The sequence below is a fragment of the Mycobacterium sp. genome (assembly GCF_035314665.1).
Lineage (GTDB): Bacteria > Actinomycetota > Actinomycetes > Mycobacteriales > Mycobacteriaceae > Mycobacterium.
Window position 1 is genome coordinate 1 of the sequence record NZ_DATFZD010000158.1, and the last position, 13,209, is coordinate 13,209.

Genomic DNA, 13,209 nt, shown 5'->3' on the forward strand with positions numbered 1-13,209 from the left:
CGTCGTCGCCAGGTCGAAGAACGCCGTGAAGGCCTGCGTGAAGCAGTGGCGCGGGCCAGTAACTCGTTAGACCGCTACACCCGCCAGCTACATCAACTCGGGTTGGAGTCCAGCGAGCGCGAAGTCAATTGGCTCAACGAGTTGATCGCGGCAGAACTGTTAGCGCAACGCCGCGCTGAGCAGTCCTAGAGCCGGTAGACCACACCATCCACCACACAGATATGAGTTAAGGAGAACGCGGTATGAGTGAGCACAAGCCGCTAGGGGCGCCCGGGGCGCGGCCCGAGGTCCGGGTCGCTATTGTCGGCGTCGGCAACTGCGCGTCCTCGCTGGTCCAGGGCGTGCAGTACTACTACGACGCCGACGAGAACAGCACTGTGCCCGGCTTGATGCACGTGACGTTCGGCCAGTACCACGTTCGCGACGTGAAGTTCGTCGCCGCGTTCGACGTGGACGCCAAGAAGGTCGGCTTCGACCTGTCCGAGGCGATCTTCGCGTCGGAGAACAACACGATCAAGATCGCCGACGTGCCGCCGACCAACGTGACGGTGCAACGCGGCCCGACTCTGGACGGCATCGGCAAGTACTACGCCGACACCATCGAGGTGTCGGACGCCGAGGCGGTCGACGTGGTCAAGGTGCTGCGCGACGCCGAGGTCGACGTGCTGGTGTCCTACCTGCCGGTGGGCTCCGAAGAGGCCGACAAGTTCTACGCCCAGTGCGCGATCGACGCCGGCGTGGCATTCGTCAACGCGCTGCCGGTGTTCATCGCGTCCGACCCGGTGTGGGCCAAGAAGTTCACCGACGCCGGGGTGCCGATCGTTGGTGACGACATCAAGAGCCAGGTCGGTGCGACGATCACCCACCGCGTGATGGCCAAGCTGTTCGAGGACCGCGGCGTGCAATTGGACCGCACCATGCAGCTCAACGTCGGCGGCAACATGGACTTCCTGAACATGCTCGAGCGCGAGCGGCTGGAGTCCAAGAAGATCTCCAAGACCCAGGCCGTGACGTCGAATCTGCAGCGGGAGTTCAAGACCAAGGACGTGCACATCGGCCCGTCCGACCACGTCGGCTGGCTCGACGACCGCAAGTGGGCCTACGTCCGGTTGGAAGGCCGCGCATTCGGTGACGTGCCGCTGAACCTGGAGTACAAGCTCGAGGTGTGGGACTCGCCCAACTCGGCGGGCGTCATCATCGACGCGGTGCGGGCGGCCAAGATCGCCAAGGACCGCGGCATCGGCGGACCGGTGGTACCGGCCTCTGCGTATCTGATGAAGAGCCCGCCGCAGCAGCTGCCCGACGACGTCGCGCGCGCTCAGCTCGAAGAGTTCATCATCGACGCCGACTAACTCGTCTCACCGGCCCGCCACCAAGATGGCGGGCCGGTGAGCGTTGTGGAGCCAGTTGTGTGGCGCCGTGTGGCGAGCGCGACGAAGGCCTGGGCTATAGGAGTGACTCGCGGGGGCGAGTTTTTGGCAATAAAATCTGCCCAGTGAAGTTGCTGCCGGCCGATGTTGAGTGTCTTCGGATGATGGCTGCTGAGTGCGAGACGGTCGCGGCAAAACTGGCCGCCGTCATCCCACCCCGGAGCGTGTCTGTTCAGGTCAGCTCGGTGGCCGCCGTGAACATGGCGCACGCAGACGTCGGCATTGCCTCCGGAAAGCTTTTCGAGCGGATGAAATCGACGGCGGCGAAGCTCGCCGCTGATAGCGCTAGGTTTGCTGTGAACGAAGCCGACTCCGCTCGCGAATTGCGCGGAATCACCGAGGGCATGTAGATGCCCGCGACGGCGCCATTGACGAGCCTTTCAGGGCTTTATGCCTGGCCTACAGACCATCTAAGCGAAGCAGCCACCTACTGGACCAATACCGCCGAGTCTTGGGAGAGCGCCTTCAACCGGATTTCCGACCACATTTCCACCCCAGGCGGTACCCCCTGGACAGGCGAGGCCGCCGAAACAGCGCAGTCCCGTGCCGACGGAGACAAGATAAAAGTCTCTGGCGTGGCGTATCAATTGCGTGAAGCCGCCGGAATCGCCCAACTCGGGCGGGACCAGCTAGAAGCGTTGAAAGAGCAGGCAATCGGCGCGGTTGATGATGCTCGGGCGGATGGGTTCAGGGTGGGCGACGACCTTACGGTCACCGACACCCGCGCGGGTGGTTCGCACCATGAGCGAGCCGCCCGGAAAGCCCGAGCCGAAGGACACGCCGCGTACATTCGCCATCGTGCCGCGGCACTGGTCGAGCACGACGACGAAATTGGATCCAGGATCACTGCGGCCACCGAAGGCATTAAGAAAGTCGGTTTCGCCGAGGCGAAGCCCGTCGACTTTACGCCGCTGGCTACCTACAGCCCTCCGCCCGACGTCGTTTTGACCTGGTGCGAGCCATTCCTGAGCAGTTTCCTGTGCACCGACTACTACCCCGATGGCAGCAGACATGACTACCGTTACCACTGGGATAGATCGGGTGTGTGGCCGTGAGTTTCGAAGGGGTGCACTAAATAGTGGAGCCGGAAGACACTTCGCTCGCGGAAGGTGTGGAGTTTTACTCCCGTCCTCAGGTTGAGCAATTGGCTGACAAGTCTTGGCGCGCTCATTACCCGGCGTCGGATTGGTCGGTCACCGCGGAAAGCCGCGAATCGGTCATTGAGCGGCTGAAACTTGAAGATCAGCGCCGACTCAAAGAGCAGCCGAGCTACGGTGTAACGCGATTCAAAGCTCTGCACCGGCATCTGATTGAGCCTATTCCTGGTGTCTACGCGATTACTCGCGAGGAAGGCGAGCGCATTCGCGCGACTCAAGATCCACAAGCCGAGTTCGAGCGCATCGCTGACGAGATGGATAGGCAAGCCGGACACAGGTGAGCGCACGCACCGCACGCGTGGCGGCCGTTTTCCGGGGCGACTTCATGGCCTTGCCCAAAGTCTCCTCGTAGCTCGTACAGTCAGGGGCTGTGACCGGCATTTCCGACGACGAACTCCTCGGCCTGTCCGAGTTCGCGCTGCTGCCCGAGAACGCCGAGCAGGCCGGCGTCGAGGGACCGTTGCCGCACGCGCAGCGGATCGATGCGGGTCCCATCAGCGCGCTGCAGTGGGGTGACTCGCCGCCGCGAGTCGTCTTCTTGCACGGCGGCGGGCAGAACGCGCACACCTGGGACACCGTGATCGTCGGTCTGGGGCAACCGGCTGTGGCGGTAGACCTGCCCGGCCACGGGCATTCGGCGTGGCGCGAGGACGGTGACTACTCGCCGCAGCACAACGCCGCGGCGCTGGCGCCGGTGCTCGACGAGCTCGCTCCGCAGGCCGACCTCGTCGTCGGCATGTCGCTGGGCGGGCTGACCGCGGTCCGGCTGGGCGCCGTCGCGCCGGACCTCGTGCGTGAACTCGTCCTCGTCGACGTCACCCCGTCGGCGTTGCAACGATATTCCGAGATGACCAAGGAGCAGCTCGGCACGGTGGCACTGGCGCACGGCGAGCGAGAATTCCCCAGCTTTGCGGCCATGCTGGAGTTGACCACCGCCGCGGCGCCTCATCGAGACCCGAAATCGTTGCGCCGCGGCGTATTTCATAACTCTCGTCGACTCGACAACGGCCGTTGGACGTGGCGCTATGACAGCATCCGGGAAGTCCCCGACTTCGACGGCCTGTGGAACGACGTCGACGGGCTGTCCGCGCCCATCACGCTGGTACGCGGTGGCACCTCGGGCTTCGTCACCGACGCCGACGCCGCCGAGCTCGAGCAACGCGCGCAGACGTTCCGCGGTATGCATGTCGTCAAGAATTCCGGGCATTCGGTGCAAAGCGATCAGCCCCGCGCACTGATCGGCATCCTGCGCGGCGTGCTCGACGGCAGCTAGGTCCGATTGCCGAGCTCCTCCTCGTCGCGCTGCGCGCTCCGCATCGTCGCCCGGCTGAAGCTCACCGCCTACGTTGGTTGGTATGAGTTCCCCTGGCCCTCGCGTCGGCGTACAGCTTCAGCCGCAACATGCCCCGCACTACCAAAGCATCCGTGACGCGGTCCGCCGCTGCGAGGACGTCGGCGTCGACGTCGCGTTCAACTGGGATCACTTCTTTCCGCTCTACGGCGATCCCGACGGCGCGCACTTCGAATGCTGGACAATGCTTGCCGCCTGGGCCGAGCAGACATCGCGCATCGAGATCGGCGCGCTGGTCAGCTGCAACTCCTACCGCAACCCCGAACTGCTCGCCGACATGGCCCGCACCGTCGACCACATCTCGCACGGGCGGCTGGTGTTGGGTATCGGCTCGGGTTGGAAACGCAAGGACTACACCCAGTACGGCTACGAGTTCGGCACCGCGGGAAGCCGACTCGACGATCTCGCCGCGGCCCTGCCGCGGATCAAGTCCCGGTTGGCCAAGCTCAATCCGGGGCCGACCCGCGACATCCCGGTGCTGATCGGCGGCGGCGGCGAGAAGAAGACCCTGCGGCTGGTCGCCGAGCATGCCGACGTCTGGCACAGCTTCGCCGACGCAACCGCCTATCCCGCCAAGTCGGCCGTGCTGGCCGAGCACTGCGCCGCCATCGGGCGTGATCCGGCCGGCATCGAACGGTCGGCCGCGGTGGGCGGCGAGACCGGAGCCGCGGATGCCGGCCGGTTGATCGCCGAGGCCGCGGCGCTGACCGACCTCGGTGTCGGCCTGCTGACCATCGGCGCTTCCGGCCCGGACTACGACCTGACGGGCGCCGAGACGTTGTGCCGCTGGCGGGATCGCCGTTAGGCCCAAGTCGCCACCTTCGGCGTGAGAAACTTTCCCGCGGATTTGTCGGGCGGGGCGAAAGGCCTGAGAAAAGACATGCCTAAGACATACGGGGCCAAAGAGAAGGATCAGGTCGTTGCCTTCATTCTCAACCAAGTACTGATCGGCAAGCTGCGGACCGGTGACCGGGTCGACCGCAACGAAATCGCCAGGGTGTTAGGCATCAGCCGCGTCCCTATTCAAGAAGCCATCGTCCAGCTCGAACACGACGGGTTGCTGTCCACTCGCTACCATCGGGGTGCCTTCGTCTCGCGCTTCGACGCAGACACCATCTCCGAGCATTACGAGTTGCACGGTGTGCTCAACGGCATCGCCTCGGCCCGTGCCGCGACCAACCCGACCCCGCGCATCCTGGGCCAGCTCGAAGCCGCCATGCGCACGTTGCGGGCCTCGAAGGAGCCGCGCGCCTTCCAGCGAGCCACACGCGACTATCGGCGCGCGATCAACGACGAGTACGCCGGGCCACGCCTGGACGCGACTATTCGCGCATCGCAGGGCCTTATCCCGCGCGCGTTTCTGTTGAGCTATCCGAGCATCGTCGCCGAGATGCTGCCGTTCTACGAAGACGAGACGGCAGCCATCCGGCACCGCGACCCCGACGACGCACGGGCGGCGTGCAGTGGCTGCGCCGAACTGATGGCGGAGGTCATGGTGACCGAGCTGGTTCGGCGCGGCGTGCTGGCCCCGTCGGACAAGCCCGCGGCGGTGTTCTGACCCCCGGTACCTTGCGGGGTATGAGCGTCAACGCCGGAAAGTTGTTCGCGCTACTCGCCACCATCCTGCTCACCTGCAGCCTGGGTTCGGCTCCGTCGGCCGCGGCCGACACCAACCTGTGCAAGCCGTCGGGAAAAGACGGCGCAATCGCCCTGCCGAGGAAGCTGGCCACCGCGAACCGGCCCCAGGAGGACAAGCACACAACCGCCGACGTCGAGCCGCTGAGTTCGGTAAATGTCGACGCGCTGGGTCTGCGCACCCCCCGAACGCTGAGCGTCGGCACCGAGCCGGGGGGTCCCCCGACCAGCTGCTTGAACAGCGCGGGGCACTACACCGGTTATGACAACGAGCTGCTACGGGCGATCGCCGCCAAGCTGGGCTTACACGTCGTCTTCGCCGGCACCGAATTCTCCGGGCTGCTGGCCCAGGTCGCGACGCGGCGCTTCGACGTCGGCTCGTCGTCGATCATGGCCACCGATGCACGCCGGCGCACCGTCGGATTCACCAACGGCTACGACTTCGGTTACCTGTCGCTGATCGTGCCGTCCGGCTCGCCGATCGACAGCTTCGGCGAGCTGGGTCCCGGACAGCGGATCGGCGTCGTGCAGGGCACCGTCGAAGAAGCGTACGTCGTCGACACGCTGCATATAGAGCCAGTGAAATTCCCAGACTTCACCACCGTGTACACCAGCGTGAAGACCCATCAGATCGACGCGTGGGTGGCGCCGGCAATGGAGGCGGCTAACGTGATGCGGCCCGGCGACACCGCGTCCATCGCCGCCTACACGTTCGGCCACGGCAACTTCGTGGCGTACGCGGTGGCCAAAGACAATCAACCGCTGATCAACGCGCTGAACGCCGGGCTGGACGCCGTGATCGACGACGGCACCTGGGCGCAGCTCTACACCGACTGGGTTCCGCGGCCGTTGCCGCGGGGATGGCACCCGGGATCGAAGTCGGCATCGAGGCCGCACCTGCCGGATTTCGCGGCGATCGCCGAGCAACATCATCGTGCGATCGACGAGGCCGCTCCGCCGAAGTCGACGCTGGCCCAGCTGCGGGACTCCTTCTTCGACTGGGACCTCTACCGGCAGACCATCCCGGTGCTGTTGACGACGGGGCTGCCCAACACGCTGATCTTGACGGTCAGCTCCGGTGTCATCGGCTTGGCGATGGGCATTGTGCTTGCGGTTGCCGGTATTTCGCGTGCCCGCTGGCTGCGTTGGCCGGCTCGGGTGTACACCGACATCTTCCGCGGCCTGCCCGAGGTGGTGATCATCCTGCTGATCGGGCTGGGCATCGGGCCGATCGTGGGCGGGCTGACTCACAACAACCCCTACCCGCTCGGCATCGCCGCGCTGGGCCTGACGGCGGCCGCGTATGTGGGCGAGATCTTCCGTTCCGGCATCCAAAGTGTCGAGACCGGCCAGCTGGAAGCCGCCCGCGCGCTGGGGCTGAGCTACCGCGCCTCGATGGGGTTGGTGGTAATACCGCAGGGGATCCGTCGGGTGCTGCCCGCACTGGTCAACCAATTCATCGCGCTGCTGAAGGGCTCGGCGCTGGTGTACTTCCTCGGCCTGATCGCCGGGCAACGCGAGCTGTTTCAGGTCGGTCGCGACTTCAACGCCCAGACCGGCAGCCTCTCACCGCTGGTGGCGGCCGGGATCTTTTACCTGATCCTGACCATCCCGCTGACCCATCTGGTGAACCTCGTCGATCACCGCCTTCGCCAGGGCCGGGCTGCGACCGAGCCGGAGAACCCGCTCGTCTTGACGACCAGCCAGGAGATGACGTGACCGACCGCGACGCGCAGCCGCAGTCAGTATCGTTGGCGGGCAAGGATATTCACCTGTCGTTCGGTCGAAATACCGTGCTGCGCGGGGTCGATATCGATGCGCCGGCCGGCAGCACGGTGGCGGTGATCGGCCCGTCGGGCTCGGGCAAGTCGACACTGCTACGGATTTTGAACCGATTACACGAACCTGACCGCGGCGACATCCTGTTGGACGGCCGCTCGGTGTTGAACGACGACCCCAATCGATTCCGGCAGCGAATTGGCATGGTGTTCCAGCATTTCAACCTCTTTCCGCACCGCAGCGTGCTGGACAACGTGATGCTGGCGCCACGCAAACTCAAGCGCCTGTCGGCCGACGCGGCCCGCGAGCTGGCGCTCGCGCAGCTGGACCGAGTGGGCATGAAACACAAGGCCGCAAGCCGTCCCGGCGCGCTGTCGGGCGGGCAGCAGCAAAGAGTCGCGATCGCCCGCGCGCTGGCGATGGGGCCGCAAGTGATGCTCTTCGACGAAGCGACGTCGGCGCTGGATCCCGAATTGGTCAAGGGCATTCTCGCGTTGATCGCGGACTTGGGCGCCGAAGGCATGACAATGCTTGTGGTCACCCACGAAATGGGTTTTGCCAGGTCGACATCCGACACAGTTGTCTTCATGGACCATGGTCAGGTCGTAGAAACCGGGCCACCGGACCAGATATTCGAGGCCGCAGAAACCGAGCGGTTGCAGCGGTTCCTGTCGCAAGTACTTTGACGGCAAAACCGGTTTCTGGGTCTGTGAACCCCAGACAGGTTAGACTGGCGAACTATGGCGGAACGCGAAGCCACGGTGCCGGAGCTCACCGAGTTGGCCGAGGGGCTTCACCGCACGCTGGCAAAGCTGTTTTCTATTCTGCGCCGCGGTGATCACAGCGCCGGCGCCGCGACAGCCGGCGAGCTGACGCTGGCCCAGCTGTCGATTCTGGTGACCTTGCTCGATCGGGGTCCCATCCGGATGACCGATCTCGCCGCCCACGAACGCGTCCGGACACCCACCACCACAGTGGCGATCCGCAGGCTGGAGAAGATCGGCCTGGTGAAGCGCTCGCGCGACCCGTCGGACCTGCGCGCCGTGCTGGTCGACATCACCCCGCGGGGGTTGGCCGTGCACCGCGAGTCGCTGACCAACCGGATCGGCGCCCTGGCCGCGCTACTCAGCCATCTCAGCGAGTCCGACTTGGACACGCTGACCAAGGCGCTCGCGCCGCTGGAGCGGCTGGCTGCCAGCGAACCGGTGGCCAGTCCGACAGCCGAGGCCGCCGGCGAATAGGCCTCGCAATCTCGGCTTGACCGGCCCGGAAGACCGCCAAAACAATTGCCGCCAATCGGAATAAACGGCGCGACCAAGTAGCTCTGTTTGGGGTGGCTCAGAAACCCGATGCCGAGACGCTAAAGGCGCTGAACGGCAATATCACCGACGAGTTTCGCGCCAACGCCGGCAAGGTCGGGGGGCGATTCGAAGGCATTGAGCTGCTGCTACTTACGACGACGGGCGGGAAGTCCGGCGAGCCGCGCGTTGCGCCGCTGGTGGTGTTTCGCATCGACGGCCACCTGCTGATCGTCGCGGGTTACGATGGGGCCGACGTCAACCCGGCGTGGGTGCACAACCTGCGGGCCAACCCGCGGGCACACGTTGAGCTCGCCACCGGCTCGTTCGACGTCGTCGCGCGCGAGCTCGAGCCGCCCGAACGTGAGACGGTCATCCCCAAGATCAACGCGACCATACCTGCGTTCGCGTACGCGAACTACCAGTCAAAAACCACGCGCACGATCCCGATATTCGAGCTGGAAGAAGACGAGTCATGCCCGGCGCCAACGAGGTTGCGCGTTGGTACCCGTCAGACGACCAAGTTAACTAGTCGCCCGGCGACCACGATCACCTTCTTCGGTGTGGCGCCCGCCAGAGACGTCTGCACTTTCTCGTCGGCCAGCGCGGCGGCTTCCACCGCGTCGGCGTCGGCGTCGGCCGGCACCGTGATACGGCCGCGCACTTTGCCGTTGACCTGTACGGGGTACTCGACGGTGTCTTCGACCAGGTAGTCGGGGTCGGCCAGTGGGAACGGCCCGTGGGCAAGCGACGTCGGATGTCCGAGCCGCTGCCACAACTCCTCGGCAAGGTGCGGCGCCAACGGCGCCAGCATCAGGACCAACGGCTCGACCGCTGCCCGGGGCACCGAGTCGCGGTGTTGCTTGGTGAGGTGATTGGTGTACTCGATCAGCTTGGCCACCGCGGTGTTATTGCGCAGTGCCGCATAGTCTTCGGAGACACCGGCGATGGTGCGGTGGAGCAGCCGCAGCGTCTCGGTGTCCAGCTCCGGGCTGTCGACGACGCAGATGTCGCCGGTCTGCTCGTCGACCACCAGTCGCCAGACGCGCTGAAGGAAGCGGTGCGCCCCGACGACGTCCTTGGTGGCCCACGGACGCGACGCCTCCAACGGGCCCATCGACATCTCGTACACGCGCAGCGTGTCGGCGCCGTAGTCGTCGCACATCTCGTCCGGCGACACCGAATTCTTCAGGCTCTTACCGATCTTGCCGAATTCCTGGAAGACTTCGATCTCCCCGTCGGGCCCGGGGTAGACGAAGCCGCCGTCGCGTTCGATCACGTCGGCGGCGGGTACGTAGGCGCCGCGGACGTCGGTGTAGGCGAACGCTTGGATGTAGCCCTGGTTGACCAGGCGGCGGTAGGGCTCGCGGGAGCTGACGTGACCCAGGTCGTAGAGCACCTTGTGCCAGAACCGGCAATACAGCAGGTGCAGCACCGCGTGTTCAGCACCTCCGACGTACAGGTCGACACCGCCCGGATCGCCGGGGCCGTGCTCGGCCGGTCTCGGGCCCATCCAGTAGGCCTCATTCTCCCTGGCGCAGAACCGTTCTGAGTTGTGCGGGTCGGTGTAGCGCAGCTCATACCAGGAGCTGCCCGCCCACTGCGGCATGACGTTGGTGTCGCGGGTGTAGGGCTTGAGGCCGTCGCCGAGGTCCAGCTCGACGTGCACCCAGTCGGTCGCCTTGGCCAGCGGCGGCTCAGGAACGCTCTCGGCGTCGTCGGGGTCGAATAGCACCGGCGAGTAGTCCGGGACGTCGGGCAGCTCGACTGGCAACGCGGCCTCGCCCAGCGCATGCGGGCGACCGTCGCTGTCGTAGACGATCGGGAAGGGCTCGCCCCAATAACGTTGCCGCGCGAAAAGCCAGTCGCGCAGCTTGTATTCCATGCGCGCCCGACCGCGACCGTCGGATTCCAGTCGCGCGGTGATGGCTTCCTTGGCGGCCGCCACGTCCAGCCCGTTCAGGTAGCCGGAGTTCACCAGCACTCCGTCGCCGGCATAGGCGGCTTCGGAAATATCGCCGCCGGCAATGACTTCGACGATCGGCAGCCCGAACTCGTGGGCGAACTCCCAGTCACGCTGATCGTGACCGGGAACCGCCATGATCGCCCCGGTGCCGTATCCGGCCAGCACGTAGTCCGCGATGAAGATCGGCACCTGCTCGCCGTTGGCCGGGTTGGTCGCATAACCGCCCAGGAACACACCGGTCTTGGTCTTGTTCTCCTGGCGCTCCAGGTCGGACTTCGCCGCGATGGTCTGCCGGTAGGCGGCGACGGCCGCAGCCGGGGTCGCGGCGTCGAAGGTCCAACGCGGGTCCACCCCGTCCGGCCATTCGGCGGCGACCAACCGGTCGACCAACTCGTGCTCGGGGGCCAGCACCAGATAGGTGGCGCCGAACAGGGTGTCCGGCCGGGTGGTGAACACCTCCAGGTCGACGGTCTCGCCGTCGGTCGTGTGGGCGGAGAACTGCGCGGCGGCACCGGTGGAGCGGCCGATCCAGTTGCGTTGCATGGTTTTGACCTTTTCCGGCCAGTCCAGCACGTCGAGGTCGTCGAGCAGCCGGTCGGAGTAGGCGGTGATCCGCATCATCCACTGCCGCAACCGCTTACGGAATACCGGAAAGTTCCCGCGGTCGCTACGGCCGTCGGCGGTGACCTCTTCGTTGGCCAGCACGGTGCCCAGCCCCGGACACCAGTTCACCATCGAATCGGCCCGGTAGACCAGGCGGTGGGCGTCGATCACGTCGGCACGTTCGCCTGCCGACAGCTTGGCCCAGTCCCGGCCATCGTCCAATTGCCTTGCGCCGGAATCGAATGCGGCGACCAGATCGGTGATCGGCCGGGCTTTGTTGGCAGTGGTGTCGAACCACGCGTTATAGATCTGCAGGAAGATCCACTGCGTCCACTTGTAGAACTCGGTGTCGGTGGTAGAAAAGCTTCGCCGGTTGTCGTGGCCGAAGCCCAGCCGGCCCAACTGACGCCGGAAGTTGACGATGTTGGCCTCGGTCCGGGTGCGCGGGTGGGTCCCGGTCTGCACCGCATACTGCTCGGCGGGTAGACCGAACGCGTCGAAACCCAACGCGTGCAGCACATTACGGCCGATCATCCGGAAGTAGCGGGCGTAGACATCGGTGGCGATATAGCCCAGCGGATGACCGACGTGCAGCCCTTCACCCGACGGGTACGGGAACATGTCCTGGACGAACATCTTGTCGTCGGGCACCGGCGAGCCGTCCGTCGGCGCAAGCGACCCGACCGGGTTGGGCACGTTGAAGGTCCCCAGCCGGTTCCAGTTGTCCTGCCAGATCTGCTCGATGCGGCCGGCCAGGTCCGCGGTGTACCGAAACCGCGGCGCATCGGGTTCGGCCTGGGCGGCCGGGCCGCCAGGATGGGAGCCCGTCGCGGCCGTTGGAGAGTCGGTCACGTCCAACAGGTTATAAGGGCGCCGGTGACGGGTCCGCCGGCCACACGTTTGTCTCGGTTGCGTTGCGGACCGATCAGGGCTTTATCCCAGGTCTATTCCAGGTCTATTCCAAGCCTGGTTGCCGCTGGTGCGACGTGGTTACAGTCCGACTCATGCTTTGCCGCTGAGCGACTTGGGAAGGACCGACTCTCATGATGCACATTGCCCGTAGCTGGCGGGTTACGGTCGCAGGTCTAGCCGTTGGCGTCGTGGGTGTGCTGGGCTTTGCCTGCCCCACCGCATCGGCGGATCCGGTGTATCCGCCGAGGCCGAATCCCGCTCCGATCCCCGCGGCGCCCGTGATGCCGCAGGCCGTGACCGTCGCGCCCGGGGCCGTCAGCAACCCGATTCCGGGGACGGCGGCCGCTGCCCCCGCGGTGCCCCCGCCCGTCTCGCCGGCGCTGGCCCCGGCAGCCGCGCCACCGGCGCCGACGCTCGTTCCGGCCCAGTCCGGGACGCTGCGCGACTATTTCGCGAGCAAGAACGTTCAACTCGAGCCGCAAAAGGCGCAGAACTTCAAGGCTCTCGACGTCACCTTGCCGATGCCGCCGGGCTGGACACCGGTGCCCGACCCCAACGTCCCCGATGCATTCCTGGTGACCGCCAACCGCCACAGCACCAGCCTCTACACCTCCAATGCCCAGCTGGTGGTCTACCGGTTGGTCGGCGATTTCGATCCCAAGGAGGCCATCACTCACGGCTATCTGGACAGCGCGCAACTGCCCGCCTGGCGGACCACCAACGCCTCGCTGGTCGACTTCAACGGATCCCCGTCGTCGATCATCGAGGGCACCTACCGCGAAAACCAGATGACGCTCAACACCTCGCGGCGCCATGTCATCGTCACCTCCGGGCCGGACAAGTACCTGGTGTCGCTGGCGGTGAACACGGACGCCGCCACGGCGGTCGGCGAGGCGCCGGCCACCGACGCCATCATCAACGGCTTCCGGGTCGGCCCACCCGGGTCCAACCCACCGCCGGCTCCGCCGCCGGCGCCGGCCGCAGCCCCAGTGCCTCCGGCGGCGGCCGTTCCACCAGCGGCGTTATCGCACTAGTAGCCGGGCGCTGCGGCGCATCGGGCCGCCTCGTATTGTGGCCC

12 protein-coding genes and 2 pseudogenes are annotated in these 13,209 nt (G+C 65.9%); 13 read left to right on the plus strand and 1 reads right to left on the minus strand.

Going from position 1 to position 13,209, the window contains the following annotated elements:
- From VKI00_RS12545 to VKI00_RS12600, 12 genes and pseudogenes are all read left to right on the plus strand, one after another.
- Positions 1-189: pseudogene (locus tag VKI00_RS12545) on the plus strand (PadR family transcriptional regulator); the annotation flags it as partial.
- A 53-nt stretch (positions 190-242) separates the two neighbouring features.
- Positions 243-1,352: an inositol-3-phosphate synthase gene (locus VKI00_RS12550; RefSeq protein WP_324437780.1), complete on the plus strand. Its 1,110-nt coding sequence runs from the start codon at positions 243-245 to the stop codon at positions 1,350-1,352.
- A gap of 143 nt (positions 1,353-1,495) precedes the next feature.
- Positions 1,496-1,780 (plus strand): hypothetical protein, encoded by a 285-nt coding sequence (locus VKI00_RS12555; RefSeq protein WP_324437781.1) that lies wholly within the window; start codon positions 1,496-1,498, stop codon positions 1,778-1,780.
- The gene (locus tag VKI00_RS12560) at positions 1,781-2,485 is read left to right on the plus strand and encodes a hypothetical protein (RefSeq protein WP_324437782.1); all 705 of its coding nucleotides are present in this window, start codon (positions 1,781-1,783) and stop codon (positions 2,483-2,485) included.
- 23 nt (positions 2,486-2,508) lie between these two features.
- On the plus strand, positions 2,509-2,868 hold the full coding sequence (locus VKI00_RS12565) for a hypothetical protein (RefSeq protein ID WP_324437783.1): 360 nt from the start codon (positions 2,509-2,511) through the stop codon (positions 2,866-2,868).
- Between the two features lie 89 nt (positions 2,869-2,957).
- Complete coding sequence (locus VKI00_RS12570) at positions 2,958-3,860, plus strand: alpha/beta hydrolase (protein ID WP_324437784.1); 903 nt, start codon at positions 2,958-2,960, stop codon at positions 3,858-3,860.
- A gap of 82 nt (positions 3,861-3,942) precedes the next feature.
- Positions 3,943-4,743, plus strand: coding sequence for an LLM class F420-dependent oxidoreductase (locus VKI00_RS12575; protein WP_324437785.1), 801 nt, complete (start codon positions 3,943-3,945; stop codon positions 4,741-4,743).
- 75 nt (positions 4,744-4,818) lie between these two features.
- Complete coding sequence (locus VKI00_RS12580; RefSeq protein WP_324437786.1) at positions 4,819-5,496, plus strand: GntR family transcriptional regulator; 678 nt, start codon at positions 4,819-4,821, stop codon at positions 5,494-5,496.
- A gap of 20 nt (positions 5,497-5,516) precedes the next feature.
- Complete coding sequence (locus tag VKI00_RS12585; protein WP_324437787.1) at positions 5,517-7,292, plus strand: ABC transporter substrate-binding protein/permease; 1,776 nt, start codon at positions 5,517-5,519, stop codon at positions 7,290-7,292.
- On the plus strand, positions 7,289-8,038 hold the full coding sequence (locus VKI00_RS12590) for an amino acid ABC transporter ATP-binding protein (RefSeq protein ID WP_414687182.1): 750 nt from the start codon (positions 7,289-7,291) through the stop codon (positions 8,036-8,038). Before VKI00_RS12585 ends, VKI00_RS12590 begins: the two co-directional genes overlap by 4 nt.
- Before the next feature lie 54 nt (positions 8,039-8,092).
- Positions 8,093-8,593, plus strand: a complete 501-nt coding sequence (locus VKI00_RS12595) for a MarR family winged helix-turn-helix transcriptional regulator (RefSeq protein WP_324437788.1) — start codon at positions 8,093-8,095, stop codon at positions 8,591-8,593.
- A 92-nt stretch (positions 8,594-8,685) separates the two neighbouring features.
- Positions 8,686-9,111 (plus strand): annotated as a pseudogene (locus VKI00_RS12600) (nitroreductase family deazaflavin-dependent oxidoreductase); the annotation flags it as partial.
- 50 nt (positions 9,112-9,161) lie between these two features.
- On the opposite strand, the gene leuS reads toward VKI00_RS12600, so the two are convergent.
- On the minus strand, positions 9,162-12,071 hold the full coding sequence (gene leuS / locus VKI00_RS12605) for a leucine--tRNA ligase (protein WP_324437789.1): 2,910 nt from the start codon (positions 12,069-12,071) through the stop codon (positions 9,162-9,164).
- Between the two features lie 191 nt (positions 12,072-12,262).
- Here leuS and VKI00_RS12610 point away from each other — a divergent pair, with 191 nt between their 5' ends.
- Positions 12,263-13,165, plus strand: a complete 903-nt coding sequence (locus tag VKI00_RS12610) for an LpqN/LpqT family lipoprotein (RefSeq protein WP_324437790.1) — start codon at positions 12,263-12,265, stop codon at positions 13,163-13,165.
- Positions 13,166-13,209: the final 44 nt, after the last annotated feature.